Origin of the sequence: Flavobacterium sp. (assembly GCF_013823965.1) — a bacterium.
In the GTDB taxonomy this organism is placed as follows: domain Bacteria; phylum Bacteroidota; class Bacteroidia; order Flavobacteriales; family Flavobacteriaceae; genus Flavobacterium.
The window spans coordinates 24,671-41,126 of record NZ_PNNA01000035.1; the positions used below are offsets into that span (position 1 = coordinate 24,671).

The window sequence follows — 16,456 nt, forward strand, 5'->3', positions numbered from 1 at the left end:
TTTTATTATAAATTAAAATAAATCTCAATGTATCTACTTAATGTCTTTATATGAAACTAATTAGCTTTGAGTCTTTTAATTCTAATTAATGCAAATCATCAGTTTAATTATAATTTATAAAACCCTAAATGAATTATAAAGTATTAAAATAAACATCAAACCAAATTCTTTAATTACTGATTTTATTTTCTATTACATAAATTCAAAATAAACGCAACTTCCATAATGATGATTACAGTAAATAAGCTACTATTGAATAATGATAATAAGATTTAAATCACGGAGTTAAAAAAAATATAGTAAGTTTGTAATTGAAAAATTAAATTTTTTTAAAAAGTAAACGATGAGTTTAAAAGATTTATTAGACATAAGTAAAGACAAAAGCCTTTCTGGTCAAAAGTGGCATATGCTAAGACAAGCAATCGTAAAACGTTTATTATCTGCAGGTAATGCCACGATAGCGGAATTAAGTTCTGAACTACAATCTAGTATACCAACGGTAACTAAAGCCGTTAACGAATTATTGTCAGAAAGTTATGTAGTAGATTTAGGCAAAATTACCAATAGCAGTGGAAGACGTCCTTCTTTATTCAGCATCAATCCCACTTGTTCTTACTTTTTAGGAGTTGAAGTTGGTATTGCCAATATATCCATAGGATTACAAAATATTAAAAATGAGCTTGTAAGTATTGAATTGGGCACCTCATTTGTTTTAGAAAACACCCAAGAATCGCTATTGCAATTTTGTAACTTAATTAACTCATTTGTAGAAGACAGCTCCGTAGAAAAAAAGATGATCGTGGGAGCATGCATCAATTTTTCAGGTCGAATAAATTCGATGGAGGGATTTAGCTATAATTATTTCTTTAGCGAAAATAGACCTTTAACAGAAATCATTTCAGAGCAATTAGATTTACCCGTTCATTTAGAAAATGACACTAGAGCCATGGCTTTTGGTGAATATTCTGAAGGAGTAGTCGATGACGAACAGAATATAATCTTTCTTAATTATAGTTGGGGTGTTGCCATAGGAATGATAACTGACGGAAAACTTTACTACGGAAAATCAGGATATTCAGGAGAATTCGGTCACAGCACCATCTTTGATAACGGATTTATGTGTCAATGTGGTAAACTGGGATGTCTGGAAACTGAAATTTCAGGCTGGTCTCTAGTAAATCAGTTTAAAGCCGCCATAAAGGAAGGCAAACAATCAAAAATAGTTCTTGATGATAATGCTTTAGCATTACAACATCATGCCATTATTGCCGGTGCCTTGAATTTGGAAGATACTTTATGTGTTGATTTGGTAACCAAGCAAAGTGAGAAAATGGGACGCTATTTATCTATTCTACTCAATATCTTTAATCCAGATTTATTGGTCATTGGTGGTGATTTTGCCCAATTAGGCGACTATACTCTTTTGCCAATTCAATCCGCATTAAAAAAATATTCATTAGGTTTGGTTAACCGAGACATGAAACTTAAAAAATCAACTTTAGGCCGTCGTGCCGGAGTTATTGGGGCTTGTTGCGTCATAAAAGAAAAAATGTTGTCTCCATTGATTAATAACTAAACTAACTTTTTAATTTTAGTTATTAAAATAATTTAATAACTATATTGTATTTATTAAATTTATTAATATATTTACATCGTGATAATAAACAACACGATGAAAATTCTATTTTAAATTGTCTTTTTACTCTATTTCCTACTTTCTCTTCAATAAACAGTGAGAAAAACACTTTTGTTTAAAAGAAAAAAATTGTAAAAATTACCACTAAAAAAAGATTTCATCAATCCAAAAAACATTTAAAATCCATAACAAAAACAGGGTTTTAAATTAAGTTGGTAATTTTTAAATTTACTATCTAAATTAGAAAACATAAAAACAATTAAAAAAATATCTTATGAAAATTGAACATTTACAAGGACTTATTTCAGCTCCTTTTACACCCTTCGACAACAATGGAAAATTAGATGTCAGCCTAATTCCGGCATACTATACTTTTCTAAAAAGAAACGGAATTACAGGCGCTTTCATCAACGGATCTACTGGAGAAGGAGTTTCTATTACACTAGAAGAGAAAAAAGCCGTAGCTCAAGCTTGGGCTGACTGCTCTAATCATGATGCCGATTTTAAAGTGATGGTATTCTTGGGAGGAACTTGCCTTTCGGATTGTATTGAGTTGGCTAAACACGCCCACAAAATTGGTTTGTATGCAGTTTCATTGACAGCTCCTTTTTATTTCAAACCTGCCAATGTAAACACACTTGCAGAAATTTGTATCAAAGTAGGCGAAAGTGTTCCTGATATGCCTTTATACTACTACCATATTCCAGTATTATCAGGAGTAAACCTGCCTATGTTTGAGTTAATCCAAGTTTTAGACGGTAAACTTCCTAATTTTGCAGGAATAAAATATACACATGAAGATTTTATGGATTTTCAAAGTTGCATGAGTTATAAAAATGGCAAATACGACATGCTTTGGGGGCGCGACGAGAATATGCTTTCCGCATTGGTTTTAGGAGCCAAAGGTTCTGTAGGAAGTACATTTAATTATGCAGCTCCTTTATATTATGATTTGATTGCCGCTTTTAATGCCAATGACTTGGTTAAAGCACGTCTCTTGCAGCAAAAATCAATTGACATGATTCGTCTATTGGGCAAATACGGTGGAATTTCAGTAGGTAAAGCCTATATGAAAATGGTTGGATTAGATTTAGGTGAATTTAGATTGCCTGTAAAAAATATGAGTGCCGACCAATTCGAGTTATTTAAAAAAGATGTGGAAAGCCTCAATTTTGAAGATTTCAAATCAAAATAGCATAGTCTGTTTTGTAATAAAACAACAACCATGAACAACTATTTTTCTTCTATAATTCTTTCAATACTAATTATGTCGACAACTGATGCCTTTTCTCAAAAAAAAGCTGTAAACCATATTCAATGGAAAAAAGCAGCACAACTACAAAATGCCGATGGAAGCATATCTTTGGGTTTTGCCGGTGCGATTAATGGCATTACCAACGATGTTTTAATTGTATCGGGAGGTGCCAATTTCCAAGACAAAATGCCTTGGGAAGGAGGAAAAAAACACTATTCAAAAGAAATTCATGTGTTGCAAAAATGCAATGAAGTCTATAAATGGAATAAAAACGTCCGCAGTACTTTACCGGAACCTATCGCCTATTGTGGTTCTACTTCAACGGATTTAGGAGTGGTATATGTAGGCGGTGAAAATGAAAATGGACTTTCTAACAAGGCCTTTATCTTAAAATGGAATAATGCTAAAAATGATGTTGAAGCTACTTCCCTACCCAATTTTCCTTTAGCCATTACCAATATTGCCCTTACTCATATTGGCAATGTTGTATTTGCCATTGGTGGTGATGAGTCGACTAAATCTTCCGATTTGTTTTTCAGTCTAGATTTAAACAGTACTAATCGGGAGTGGAAATCATTGCCAAAATTGCCTTTAGCCTTGGCTAATTCGGTTGCGGTGGCCCAGAAAGACAAGGATGCGACGAATATTTATATCATTGGCGGAAGAACTAAAACACCTTCGGGAATAAGTGATTTGCATAACACTACTTTTGTCTTTAATCTTAAAAAACAAATCTGGGAAAGTCGTGCCAACATTTCCGATGGAGTAAATACAACCAATTTTTCAGCAGGTGCAGGTGTGGCAGTGGGGAAAAATTCAATCTTAATTGTTGGCGGTGATAATGGTACTGTCTTTCATAAAATAGAAACCTATTTATCCCAAATTTCAAAAACAGATTCTCCCGAGGAAAAGACAAAACTAGCCGCTGAGAAAAATATGCTGAACACAAATCATGATGGTTTCTATAAAGGAATCTTGTTATACAACACCCTCACCGATTCATGGTCCAAAATTGGTGAACTACCATTTCTTGCTCATGTGACTACTACAGCCACGATGTGGAAAAATGAAATTGTTTTGTCCAATGGGGAAATAAAACCAGGTATTCGCACTCCTGATGTGATGTTGGGTACTGTAAAATAATTTCGCTCAAAATAGATTTTAATTCCATTTCTTCAATTCGAAAAATGAAATTGAAATTATAAATGTAATCTTAAAGCATATCAAAATATGAAAAATACAAAGTATTATCCTTGGGTCGTGGTAGGCTTGTTATGGCTTGTAGCCTTGCTTAACTATATGGACAGACAGATGCTGGCAACAATGCGCCCTTCAATGGAAGCAGACATTGCTGAATTAGTGTCCGGTGAAAACTTTGGACGCTTGATGGCTATTTTTCTTTGGATTTATGCTTTAATGAGTCCTATATCCGGAATTATAGCGGACAAATTAAACCGAAAATGGCTGATTATAGGCAGTTTATTTGTATGGTCAGCGGTTACGTACGCTATGGGATATGCAACAACTTACAATCAAGTGTATTGGTTGAGAGCTCTTATGGGAGTGAGTGAAGCTTTATATATTCCTGCCGGTTTATCGTTGATAGCGGATTACCATCAACAAAAAACTAGGTCACTTGCCATTGGTATTCATATGACAGGACTTTATGTGGGTTCCGCATTGGGGGGCTTTGGCGCTACAATTGCCGCTACCTATTCTTGGCATTCCACTTTTCATTATTTTGGGCTAACAGGTATTTTTTATACTTTCGTTTTAGTGTTTTTTTTAAAAGAGAAAAAAGTTGTCGGAGTAAAAACTATAGATCCCGATTTGATGCCAATAAAGGAAAAAAGTTCAGTCTTCAAGGGTATTGCGCTTTTATTCACGAACATCTCTTTCTGGGTTATCTTATTCTATTTTGCCATAATAAGCTTGCCGGGCTGGGCTACAAAAAACTGGTTGCCAACCTTGTTTTCAGAAAACTTGGGAATCCCAATGGAACAGGCAGGGCCTCTAGCAACCATTGCCATCTCTTTTTCATCATTATTGGGAGTGATTTTTGGTGGCATTCTATCTGATAAATGGGTTCAAAAAAACATAAAAGGCAGGGTTTATACCAGTGCAATTGGCCTGAGTTTAACCATTCCTGCTTTATTGTTGATTGGTTTTGGACATTCTTTATTCAATGTCGTGGGTGCTGCACTTTGTTTTGGTATAGGCTACGGGATGTTTGATGCCAATAATATGCCTATCATTTGTCAATTTGTTTCTTCAAAATACCGCGCGACAGCCTATGGAGTCCTGAATATGACCGGAGTTGGTTGTGGCGCATTAGTAACTTCGCTTTTAGGTAAATCATCGGATAGCGGAACTTTAGGCTCTGGTTTTGCCTTAATGGCGGGAGTTGTTGTAATTGCATTAATAGTTCAAATCAGTTTTCTACGTCCAAAAGTGAATGATTTTGTTGACGCATAAAACTCTCAAACATAGCTTTATTATGTTTTTGTAATTGTTTGGTTTTGATTAGTTTTTTATCTGTTGAGGCGAAATCTTTATGTTTCGCCTTGATTGATAAATTGTCAAATTCATAGAAATAACTATCTAATATGATGAATTATTTGAAAAGGAATCTTCTCTTATTCATATTTTTAATTTCTATACTTAGCCATATTGAACTGGCTGCACAAAAATCAATACTTAAAATAGCCTGTATTGGAGATTCGGTAACTGCGGGTTATCTTTTACCAGATGCAGTAAATGAATCCTACCCTTCGCAACTTCAAATCCTGATGGGTGAAAAATATGAAGTGAAAAACTTTGGACATAGCGGAGCAACGCTTTTGAAAAAAGGACATAAACCATATTATAAAACTAAGGAATATGCCGATGCCATTGCATACAGTCCTGATATTGCCATTATTCATTTAGGATTAAATGATACAGATCCACGAAATTGGCCCAATTACAAAGAAGAATTTGATGCTGATTATTCTTGGCTGATAGAAACCTTAAAAAAACAAAATCCATCGATAAATATATATATCTGTCGATTAACGCCTATATTTAATGACCATTCCCGCTTTAAATCAGGAACGAGAGATTGGTTTTGGCAAATTCAATCCCATATACCCAACATTGCAAAAGCAAATCAAGTTGGTTTAATTGATTTACATGAAAAGTTATACAGTCGTCCTGATCTTTTTCCCGATGCTTTACATCCAACGAAAGAAGGAGCAGCCATTTTGGCCCAGACCGTTTATGAAAACATAACTCAAAATTTTGGCGGATTAAAATTAGCTCCTGTATTCACGGAAAATATGGTTTTACAGCGCAATCAGCCTATTCAAATATATGGAACGGCCAATGGAGGCGATATTATAGAAGTAAATTTTAAACAACAAAAAAAGAACGTCATTGCCGACAAATATGGAAAATGGAAAATTACTTTCGCCGCTATGAAACAAGGCGGGCCGTATGAAATGACTATCCATTCTAAAGAAACAAACATTATTTTAAGGAATATTCTAATTGGAGATGTTTGGTTTTGTTCCGGACAATCAAATATGGCATTTCAACTTCAAAACGCTGAAAATGGTTCGGCAGAAGCAAAAAAAGCAATCGCAAATACAACTATTCGATTATTCAATGCCAAAGCGATACATGATACTGATGAAACAGCCTGGGATGCAACCACTTTGACTAAAACCAATCAGCTGCATTTTTTTTCCGGAAGTTGGGCGGTATGTGATTCGATAAGTGCAAAAGATTTCTCTGCCATTGCCTATTATTTTGGTAAAAACATCGCCCACGAAGAAAATGTGCCCGTGGGTTTAATTCAAGTTGTTGTTGGTGGATCACCCATAGAATCTTGGATTGACAGATATACATTGGAACATGACAATAAAGTAGTTGATGTATTAACCAGCTGGCACAAATCAGATTTCCTTATGCCATGGGTCAGAGAACGTGCCAATGCAAATTTGAAAAATGCCACAAATGCAAAACAAAGGCATCCCTATGATCCTTGCTACAATTTTGAAGCTGGAGTGCAAGCTTTTACAAAATTCCCAATAAAAGGCGTGATTTGGTACCAAGGCGAAAGCAATGCACACAATGTTGAATTATACGAGCATCTGATGCCAACATTGGTAGAAAGTTGGCGCAAAGCCTGGCAAACAGTATTTCCCTTCTATTATGTACAATTATCAAGTATTGATAGACCAACTTGGCCAGCATTCAGAGATGTCCAAAATAGATTGCAAAATAAAATACCAAATAGCGGAATGGCCATCAGCATGGATTATGGAGATACTTTAAATGTTCATCCGATCAAGAAAAAAGAAGTTGCCAATCGTTTGGCTCTTTTAGCCTTGAGGTACACTTATGGAAAAGCTGTTATTGCGAATGGTCCTTCCGCCATAAAAGCCATACAAAAAGGTGAAAATATTTTGGTTTCATTTACTTTTACCAAACAATTAACAACAGCGGATAAAAAAGAATTAATTGGTTTTGAATTGTTAAACGACAAGGGAATGCATATTCAAGGCAAAGCAGCAATCGTGGAGAATCAAGTGGTAATTACTATCCCAAAAGGTGAAAAAATAAAAACAATTTTATATGGTTGGCAACCTTTTACAACAGCTAATTTAGTGAATGAAGCAGGTCTTCCCTGTTCTACTTTTAAACTAGAAATCCATTCAAGTATTGAAAATTAAAACATTCACAAAAACGCAATACATTTATGATAGAAAACAAGAATTTTGTAGTTAATACACCAAATAAACAAATTGAAATTATAAAAAATGAAAAAAGCTATTATTAACGGCATAGTACATACTGGCGAAGAAATAAATAATGACATTATCATCATAGAAAATGGAATTATCGTTTCTGTCCAAAAAGAAATCCCAAATAATGTTCCTATAATTGATTTGAAAGGAGATCACATTTCTGCGGGTTTCATAGACATACAAATAAACGGTGGCGAGCAATTTTATTTTAGCCAAACTCCAACAGAAGAAGCGATTAATGACATCCAAAAAGCCAGTTTACAATATGCTACAACACATACGTTTCCCTGTTTGATATCTTCATCTAAGGAAACCATACTTCAGGGAATTGAAGCCATTCGCAATTATAAAGCAAAAAACAATAATGGGGTAATGGGAATGCATCTGGAAGGACCTTTTTTAAATCCTTTGAAACGCGGTGCACATAGTATCAATCAGGTTCGCAAACCCACCAATTCGGAATTGGAGGAGATTATTCGTTATGGCAAAGATGTCATAAAAGTAATTACTATTGCTCCAGAATGCTTTACCGATGAGCAACTGGATATGTTGCTAGAAAGTGACATCGTCATTTCAGCCGGACATTCTACAATTACTTACAAAGAAGCACAATATTATTTTTCCAAAGGAATCAAACTCTCAACTCATTTGTTTAATGCCATGACACAATTTGGTCATCGGGAACCAGGTTTGGTTGGTGCTATTTTAGAAAACGAAAGCGTTTATGCACCTGTTATTTTAGATGGTGCCCATTGTGATTATGCAGCTGCAAGATTAGCATATAAACTAAAACAGGATAAATTCTTTTTAATTACTGATGCCGCTTTTTTAGGACGCAAAGTTTCCAATTTCAAATGGGAGAATTTTGATGCTCATCTGGATAATGGTTTTTATCGGAATGAAGAAGGAAATTTAGCCGGAGCAAGTATTTCGATGAAAGAAGCTGTCCAAAATGCATTCAATCATTTAAATGTATCTGCGGACGAAGCAATTAAAATGGCTACATGTCGAGTGGCAAGTGCAGTAAAGATGGAAAATCAATTGGGCAAAATAAAACCAGGATTTCCAGCAAGTTTTGCAACATTCAACGATAATCTGACAAGAATAGAAACCCTAAATTATGACTCGATTTAAGCAATCAACATTAAAATTACCATTTCTTCTGAAAGAGGAAACATCATCAGTCAATTAAAAGAGATTTTTGTTAAAAATGAAAAAACCACGAGTAGCGATCTATTCGTGGTTTTTTATATTAGAAGCTATCAACGAAAAAGAAGTTTAAGAACTATACAATAATGCGATAAATAAAATAATGAAAATCAATACATCGGAAGTGGTATTGATGCTAAAAGAAGAATAATTGGTTCGATATTTCCAAGTAATTTTAAATTTGAAAATAAAAAAGTTCGAACCGCAGATTTGAACCCAATCTCATCAAAAATTGCCAGTATTGACAAGGCTTCCCTAAATAAAAAAAATGGGACAAATCTAAAAAATAGACTTATCCCATTCCGTGAACGCAGAAGGATTCGAACCTTCGACCGCCTGCTTAGAAGGCAGGTGCTCTATCCAGCTGAGCTATGCGTCCATTATTTCAATTTGTCGGGGTGGCAGGATTCGAACCTGCGGCCTCCTGCTCCCAAAGCAGGCGCGATAACCGAGCTACGCTACACCCCGAAGTGCAAAAAAAGCGGAGAGTAAGGGATTCGAACCCTTGGTACAGTTTCCCATACGCATGTTTAGCAAACATGTCCTTTCGGCCACTCAGGCAACTCTCCAATATAAGAACTTATAATCCTTTTAAGCGGTTGCAAATGTAACTTTCTATTCTATATTTCACAAATTATTAGCCCCTTTTTTTTAATGTTTTTTTATACCGAATTCAAAAACATTAACAATCAAACGCATAGCTTGTTTTTAGAGAAACAATTTGTGTTTTTATTCAAATGAATATTAATAAAAGGACATTAAATAGTAATAATTCAAAATTGCCCCAATAATGGCGTAATAATATCAAAAATGTAATTTGGTATTTACACAAAATGATTAAATTCGCAACTTAAACTAAAATACAAACTCATCATGAATAAAAAAGTTGTCATCGTTTCAGCTGTCAGGACTCCAATTGGAAGTTTTATGGGAGGATTATCCACTGTTGCCGCACCAAGATTAGGAGCAGCGGCCATAAAAGGCGCATTGGATAAAATACAATTAGACGTGAATTTAGTTGATGAAGTTTTTATGGGCAATGTCGTTCAGGCCGGCGTTGGCCAAGCTCCTGCCAGACAAGCCGCGATTTTTGCCGGTTTGCCCAATTCCGTGGCTTGTACCACAGTTAACAAAGTTTGTGCTTCAGGAATGAAATCAGTGATGTTGGGTGCACAAGCCATTCAATGCGGCGATGCCGAAATTGTAGTTGCCGGAGGAATGGAAAACATGAGCTTGATTCCACATTATATGCATTTAAGAAATGGCTATAAATTTGGCCCAACCACAATGGTTGACGGAATGCAGAAAGATGGACTGACAGATGCTTACGACAACAATGCCATGGGTGTTTGTGCCGACTTATGTGCTGCCGAATATAACTTTTCTAGAGAAGATCAAGATAATTTCGCCATTCAATCCTATGAGCGTTCAGCGAAAGCTTGGGAAGCCGGAAAATTTGACAACGAAATAGTTCCTGTTGCCGTTCCGCAAAGAAAAGGAGATCCAATTATAGTTTCCAAAGATGAAGAATTCACGAATGTAAAATTGGATAAAATTCCATCATTGAATGCCGTTTTTACAAAAGACGGAACCGTTACTGCCGCCAATGCATCCACAATAAATGACGGGGCTGCTGCCTTAGTGTTGATGAGTGAGGAAAAAGCATTGTCTTTGGGATTAAAACCATTGGCCTACATTCGCAGTTACGCCGATGCAGCCCAAGAGCCAAAATGGTTTACCACAACTCCTTCAAAAGCAATTCCTAAAGCATTGGAAAAAGCCGGATTGACAACTAGTGACGTAGATTATTTCGAATTTAACGAAGCTTTTGCAGTGGTTGGCTTAGCCAATGCCAAAATCCTTGGATTAGACAACAATAAAGTAAATGTTAATGGTGGAGCGGTTTCTTTAGGACATCCTCTTGGATGTTCCGGAGCGCGAATCATAGTGACTTTATTAAATGTCTTGGAGCAAAATAGCAGAAAGATTGGTGCAGCAGCTATTTGTAATGGTGGCGGAGGAGCTTCGGCGATTGTTATTGAAAAAATATAAATTTTATTCTAAATGATGAATGTTAAATTTTAAATGAATTACACCTAATTCAAAATTTAGAATTTAGAATATAAAACAATAAAATATGTTCGGAATTTGTAATCTAGCCATAATCCCTCTTCGGTTTGAACCCAGCGACAAAAGTGAAATAGTTTCCCAAGTTTTGTTTGGCGAACATTTTGAAGTTCTGGAACAATTGAAACAATGGTCAAAAATTAAATTGCAATACGACGATTATGAAGGTTGGGTAGATTCAAAACAATATCAAATTATTTCAGAATCCGAATACCACCAATTATCGGAAGATGCCATTGTTTTAAATGCTGATTTGGTTGAATACATTACGGCTCCGAATAATTTACTGCTTCCAATAACATTGGGAGCCTCTTTGTCCTTTTTGAATCATGGTGATATAAACACATCCAACTATAATTTTGAAGGCACTAAAATCAGCGGCACAAAAACAAAGGATTGTTTGCTAAATACTGCATTTATGTTTCTCAACGCACCTTATCTTTGGGGTGGCAAAACACCTTTTGGAGTAGATTGTTCGGGCTTTACACAAATGGTTTACAAACTTAACGGTTACAAACTGATGCGAGATGCTTCACAGCAATCAAAACAAGGAGAAGCATTGAGTTTTATTGAAGAAAGTGAACCCGGTGATTTAGCATTTTTCGATAATGAGGATGGCAATATCATTCACGTGGGGATTATCATGGAGGACAATTACATCATTCATGCCAGCGGAAAAGTAAGAATTGACAGGCTGGACCATTTAGGCATTTATAATGCCGAAGCCAATAAACATACGCATAAACTTCGGGTCATAAAAAAAATAATATAAAAAAAATCCCGATTTTCTTAAATCGGGATTTTTTATTTCTGCTATTTTAAAGCTTCCAATGCTTTAATTTTTTCTTTCAAAGCTTTGTATTCGGTAGTCATTTCTAATGCGCTGTAAACATTCAAAAGTGTTTTGGCGACATCTAAATTATTAGAATCGATTTCAACTGCTTTTTGAAGAAAAGGAATCACGCCTTTAAACAATTCTTCTCTTTTTGTTTTCAACACTTCATAACGTTTCATGTCCTTGGCTGAAGTTCCCAATTTATTCATTTCGTCAATAATTACCTTCTCGTCTTCCAGTTTTAAGGCTGCCAAGTTGATGTAACCATTAATGTAATTAGGATTGATTTCAATTACTTTTTTATAGTACTTTTCAGCATCTACAGCATTTTTTGCATTGGCACTAAGCACTCCTAAATTAAAAATCAAATCAACGTCATTTGGATTTTTTTCCAATGCTTCTGCAATTAATTTTTTATAAGTTTCAAAATCTTTTGTCTCTAAGTACAAGTTGGCTTCGGTCAAAATCAATGAAGTATCTTCAGGATTTGCTTTTCTGGCATCAGAAATTGCTTTTTTAGCTTCTTCCGTTTTTCCGTCTTGAACTAAAATCAAGGCAATGTTTTTATAGATTTCGCCTCTTTTTGAAGGAATGGCTTCCGTTTTTGGTTTTTCGTGCGTTCCTAATTTTACTGCTAAATCTCTTTCTTTGGCTGTGGTGTACAAATCTTCCTGACCTGTTAATTTATTCATTGCCAAATAACTCGTTCCTTTACCGGAATAATTCAATGTTTTCAGTTCTTCATACATTTTAAGAGCTGTGGCATAATCTTTACCGTTTACGTAAGTTGAAGCTGAATAATACAAATTTATGGTGTCCTTTTTGTCCAACAAATATGCATCGTACAACTTTTTCCCACCTTCAACATGTTTATCCACTTTAGAATCAGCAATGGCACTGGTAATCAATTTGTATTTGATGTCAATGATTGAAGTAGTGGCTTGAGCAGAATATTTAACTTTTCCGGAAGCTTTCTCGACTGCCATTAAATCCTGGTAAGCTTTTGCTGCCAATGATAAATTCTTTCCTTCTTCCACTTTTTTATTGGCCAAATCCAAATAAGCATTTCCTTTTACAAAGAAATATTGGGCTTTTTCATTATCGGGAGCAGTAGCCGATGATGATTCAGCTCCTTGCAAAATAGTTATTGCTTCCTGGGAATTACCAGCTTTTAGCGCTTTTTCAGCAGCTTTGATTTGATCTTTTTGAGCAAAAGTGGCTACTGATATCAACAATGCTGATGCTAGTATTACATATTTACTTTTCATAATTTTTATTTTAAATTTTATGCGCCAAAAATAGCGAGAAAAACATTTATCCTTTATGATTTTTATCATAAATAATAATGTTGGTTATGTTATTTATTATTTTTCGTCGTCTGAATCGTCTTCTTCGTTTTCGTCCGAATCATCTTCGTCTTCCACGGAATCATCTTCATCCTCTTCGTCCTCGTCATCTGCACCTTCATCTTCAAGGACTTCAAGAACAGGTTTCACTCTTTCGATAGCTTCCGTTTCTATTACATTTCCGTCTTCGTCGACTTCAACTTCGGCAACATCGTCTTTCATTACTTTAGTAACTGCGGCTATCGAATCGTTTCCTTTGATGTTGATTAATTTAACACCTTGAGTGGCACGTCCCATAACTCTTAAATCTTCGACAGCCATTCTAATGGTTAATCCAGATTTGTTGATAATCATTAAATCATCTGAATCAGTAACTGCATTTATCGATATCAATTTACCTGTTTTCTCAGTGATATTCAAGGTTTTTACCCCTTTTCCACCACGATTCGTGATTCTATATTCGTCAAGGCTGGAACGTTTTCCGTAACCATTTTCGGCAACTACCAGAATCTCGCTGTTCATGTCATTTACAGTAACCATGCCAATTACTTCATCTGTGTCATCTTTTAAAGTAATTCCACGAACTCCAGAAGCGGTTCTTCCCATCGGACGTGTTTTAGTTTCTTCAAAACGAACCAATTTTCCTGATTTCACGGCCAATATAATTTGGCTTTCTCCATTGGTCAGTTTGGCTTCCAATAATTCGTCGCCTTCCTTAACGGTTATCGCGGCTACTCCATTTACTCTAGGTTTAGAATATTTCTCCAAAGAAGTTTTTTTGACTTGACCTTTTTTGGTCACCATAATAAGGTTATGGCTGTTGATGTAATCCTTGTCTTTTAAATCTTGGGTACAAATAAATGCTTTTACTTTATCGTCACTTTCGATATTGATCAAGTTTTGCAGAGCCCTGCCTTTTGCCGTTTTGCTTCCTTCAGGAATTTCATAAACACGCATCCAGAAACATTTTCCTTTTTGGGTAAAGAACATCATGTATTGGTGATTCGTCGCCACAAACATGTGTTCCAAGAAATCTTGATCTCTTGTTCCGGCACTTTTTTGACCAACTCCTCCTCTATTTTGTGTTTTGTATTCCGACAAATTAGTACGTTTGATGTAACCGGCGTGCGAAATGGTGATTACCACATTTTCATCGGCAATCAAATCTTCGATGCTTACGTCTCCACCTGAATATTCGATTAATGAACGACGAGCATCTCCATATTTATCACGAATTTCAATAAGCTCTTCTTTTATCAAGGCAGTTCTTAATTTAATATCGTCCAATAAAGCTTGTAAATGATCTATTAACTTCATTATTTCGTCATATTCCGCTCTTAATTTGTCTTGTTCCAGACCTGTCAATTGACGCAAACGCATTTCTACGATGGCACGAGACTGAATATCGGACAATTGGAATCTTTCGATTAATTTTTCCCTGGCTTCTTCCGTGTTTTTTGAAGCTTTGATTAAAGCAATTACTTCATCGATATTATCCGAAGCAATGATTAAACCTTCCAAGATATGTGCTCTTTCACGTGCTTTGCGCAAATCAAACTGTGTTCTACGAACCACAACATCATGACGGTGTTCCACAAAATAGTGAATCATGTCTTTTAGATTCAACATTTGCGGACGACCTTTTACCAATGCAATATTGTTGACACTGAATGATGATTGTAACTGCGTAAACTTGTAAAGTGTATTCAAAACCACGTTTGGCGTGGCATCCCGTTTCAAAATATAAACGATACGCATCCCGTTTCTATCGGATTCGTCGCGAATATTGGCAATTCCATCTATTTTCTTTTCGTTAACCAAATCGGCAGTACGCTTAATCATGTCTGCTTTGTTGACTTGGTATGGAATTTCGGTAACCACGATGCAATCTCTTCCATCCACTTCTTCAAAACTAATTTTGGCACGAATTACGATACGTCCACGACCCGTTTTAAAAGCTTCACGAACGCCTTCATAACCATATATTGTTCCTCCGGTTGGAAAATCCGGAGCTTTGATATGGGTCATTAATTCATCTATTTCAATTTCGTTATTGTCAATATAGGCCAATGTTCCATTGACAACTTCAGTAAGATTGTGGGGAGGCATGTTAGTTGCCATACCCACGGCTATACCCGTTGCACCATTTATTAATAAAGTGGGAACTCTGGTAGGCATCACTTTTGGCTCGTATAAAGTATCGTCAAAGTTCAATTGAAAGTCAACAGTTTCTTTTTCGATGTCAGCCATTATTTCTTCCGAAATTTTGCGCATTCTGGCTTCGGTATATCGCATTGCTGCTGGGCTATCGCCATCAACAGACCCAAAGTTACCTTGTCCGTCCACCAATAAATAGCGTAAACTCCATTCTTGGGCCATACGAACCATGGCGTCATAAACTGAAGTATCGCCATGTGGATGATACTTTCCTAAAACTTCTCCGACAATTCTTGCAGATTTTTTATGGGCAGATTTTGAAGTTACTCCCAAATCATACATCCCGTAAAGCACTCTTCGATGTACTGGTTTCAAGCCATCTCTAACATCAGGAAGCGCTCGTGACACAATTACCGACATCGAATAATCGATGTAAGCTGATTTCATTTCATCTTCAATGTTAATGGGAATTAACTTTTCTCCTTCAGACATAAGTTGTTATATTTAATAGATTTATTTTAGTTTCAAAACGTGCTAATATACACCTTTTTGATTTTTTCAAAGCCTTTTTACACTACTAATTTCAATGATTTATTAACAAAATTTACTCGTTTTTTAGTTAATAAATTAAGTGATATTTAACGTTTTTTTGATTCTTTTTTTGTCAATTAGCTGACAGAAGTTCTTAAAAGGAATGGTTTTTGTTTTTCAGTCACAAATTCACTAAATTTACGTTTACAATTATAATATTATGGATGATAATTTTTCACCAAGAGTAAAAGATGTTATTACCTACAGCAAGGAAGAAGCTTTGCGATTAGGACATGACTTCATAGGAACAGAGCATTTGATATTGGGAATTTTAAGAGATGGCAATGGTAAAGCAATAAACATATTGAACAATTTATCCATAGATTTAGACCATCTTCGAAGAAAAGTAGAAATCTTGAGCCCCGCAAGTCCTAACATAGAAATCAATAACGACAAAAAGAATCTACACCTTACGCGACAAGCTGAGCGTGCATTAAAGACTACTTTTCTCGAAGCAAAAGTGTTTCACAGCACTTCGATCAGCACGGCACATTTATTATTGTGCATTTT

At 35.5% G+C, this 16,456-nt stretch carries 11 protein-coding genes and 3 tRNA genes; 9 read left to right on the forward strand and 5 right to left on the reverse strand.

Annotation, left to right across the window (positions count from 1 at the left end):
* Positions 1-343 precede the first annotated feature (343 nt).
* The 6 genes from C0430_RS04150 (at position 344) to nagA (ending at position 8,815) form a co-directional block, all read left to right on the forward strand.
* Positions 344-1,576, forward strand: coding sequence for an ROK family protein (locus C0430_RS04150; protein ID WP_290865783.1), 1,233 nt, complete (start codon positions 344-346; stop codon positions 1,574-1,576).
* A 334-nt stretch (positions 1,577-1,910) separates the two neighbouring features.
* The gene (locus C0430_RS04155) at positions 1,911-2,831 is read left to right on the forward strand and encodes a dihydrodipicolinate synthase family protein (RefSeq protein ID WP_290865785.1); all 921 of its coding nucleotides are present in this window, start codon (positions 1,911-1,913) and stop codon (positions 2,829-2,831) included.
* Positions 2,832-2,861: 30 nt separating this feature from the next.
* Positions 2,862-4,034, forward strand: a complete 1,173-nt coding sequence (locus C0430_RS04160) for a galactose oxidase (protein ID WP_290865787.1) — start codon at positions 2,862-2,864, stop codon at positions 4,032-4,034.
* 87 nt (positions 4,035-4,121) lie between these two features.
* Positions 4,122-5,366, forward strand: coding sequence for an MFS transporter (locus tag C0430_RS04165; RefSeq protein ID WP_290865789.1), 1,245 nt, complete (start codon positions 4,122-4,124; stop codon positions 5,364-5,366).
* A gap of 131 nt (positions 5,367-5,497) precedes the next feature.
* Positions 5,498-7,606, forward strand: a complete 2,109-nt coding sequence (locus tag C0430_RS04170) for a GDSL-type esterase/lipase family protein (RefSeq protein WP_290865791.1) — start codon at positions 5,498-5,500, stop codon at positions 7,604-7,606.
* A gap of 87 nt (positions 7,607-7,693) precedes the next feature.
* Positions 7,694-8,815: an N-acetylglucosamine-6-phosphate deacetylase gene (gene nagA, locus C0430_RS04175; protein ID WP_290865793.1), complete on the forward strand. Its 1,122-nt coding sequence runs from the start codon at positions 7,694-7,696 to the stop codon at positions 8,813-8,815.
* Positions 8,816-9,195: 380 nt separating this feature from the next.
* On the opposite strand, the gene C0430_RS04180 is transcribed toward nagA, so the two are convergent.
* The 3 genes from C0430_RS04180 to C0430_RS04190 all read right to left on the reverse strand — a co-directional run bounded on the left by C0430_RS04180 (position 9,196) and on the right by C0430_RS04190 (position 9,459).
* Positions 9,196-9,269, reverse strand: a tRNA-Arg gene (locus tag C0430_RS04180).
* Positions 9,270-9,283: 14 nt separating this feature from the next.
* Positions 9,284-9,358, reverse strand: a tRNA-Pro gene (locus C0430_RS04185).
* A 14-nt stretch (positions 9,359-9,372) separates the two neighbouring features.
* Positions 9,373-9,459: transfer RNA gene (locus C0430_RS04190), tRNA-Ser, on the reverse strand.
* A gap of 304 nt (positions 9,460-9,763) precedes the next feature.
* Here C0430_RS04190 and C0430_RS04195 point away from each other — a divergent pair.
* Both C0430_RS04195 and C0430_RS04200 read left to right on the forward strand, forming a co-directional pair.
* On the forward strand, positions 9,764-10,942 hold the full coding sequence (locus tag C0430_RS04195; RefSeq protein WP_290865795.1) for an acetyl-CoA C-acyltransferase: 1,179 nt from the start codon (positions 9,764-9,766) through the stop codon (positions 10,940-10,942).
* Positions 10,943-11,027: 85 nt separating this feature from the next.
* Positions 11,028-11,789, forward strand: coding sequence for a C40 family peptidase (locus C0430_RS04200; RefSeq protein WP_290865797.1), 762 nt, complete (start codon positions 11,028-11,030; stop codon positions 11,787-11,789).
* Between the two features lie 41 nt (positions 11,790-11,830).
* Here the strand turns inward: C0430_RS04200 and C0430_RS04205 are convergent, their stop codons facing one another.
* Together C0430_RS04205 and gyrA are read right to left on the reverse strand one after the other, a co-directional pair.
* Complete coding sequence (locus tag C0430_RS04205) at positions 11,831-13,120, reverse strand: tetratricopeptide repeat protein (protein WP_290865799.1); 1,290 nt, start codon at positions 13,118-13,120, stop codon at positions 11,831-11,833.
* Positions 13,121-13,216: 96 nt separating this feature from the next.
* Complete coding sequence (gyrA, locus tag C0430_RS04210; RefSeq protein ID WP_290865801.1) at positions 13,217-15,847, reverse strand: DNA gyrase subunit A; 2,631 nt, start codon at positions 15,845-15,847, stop codon at positions 13,217-13,219.
* A gap of 259 nt (positions 15,848-16,106) precedes the next feature.
* On the opposite strand from gyrA, the gene C0430_RS04215 reads away from it, so the two are divergent.
* Positions 16,107-16,456, forward strand: a 350-nt coding sequence (locus tag C0430_RS04215) for a Clp protease N-terminal domain-containing protein (protein WP_290865803.1), incomplete at its 3' end; no start/stop codon positions are given.

Coding starts and splice junctions, on each gene's coding strand:
- C0430_RS04150 (WP_290865783.1), top strand. CDS start 344: ATGAGTTTAAAAGATTTATTAGACATAAGTAAAGACAAAAGCCTTTCT.
- C0430_RS04155 (WP_290865785.1), top strand. CDS start 1,911: ATGAAAATTGAACATTTACAAGGACTTATTTCAGCTCCTTTTACACCC.
- C0430_RS04160 (WP_290865787.1), top strand. CDS start 2,862: ATGAACAACTATTTTTCTTCTATAATTCTTTCAATACTAATTATGTCG.
- C0430_RS04165 (WP_290865789.1), top strand. CDS start 4,122: ATGAAAAATACAAAGTATTATCCTTGGGTCGTGGTAGGCTTGTTATGG.
- C0430_RS04170 (WP_290865791.1), top strand. CDS start 5,498: ATGATGAATTATTTGAAAAGGAATCTTCTCTTATTCATATTTTTAATT.
- nagA (WP_290865793.1), top strand. CDS start 7,694: ATGAAAAAAGCTATTATTAACGGCATAGTACATACTGGCGAAGAAATA.
- C0430_RS04195 (WP_290865795.1), top strand. CDS start 9,764: ATGAATAAAAAAGTTGTCATCGTTTCAGCTGTCAGGACTCCAATTGGA.
- C0430_RS04200 (WP_290865797.1), top strand. CDS start 11,028: ATGTTCGGAATTTGTAATCTAGCCATAATCCCTCTTCGGTTTGAACCC.
- C0430_RS04205 (WP_290865799.1), bottom strand. CDS start 13,120: ATGAAAAGTAAATATGTAATACTAGCATCAGCATTGTTGATATCAGTA.
- gyrA (WP_290865801.1), bottom strand. CDS start 15,847: ATGTCTGAAGGAGAAAAGTTAATTCCCATTAACATTGAAGATGAAATG.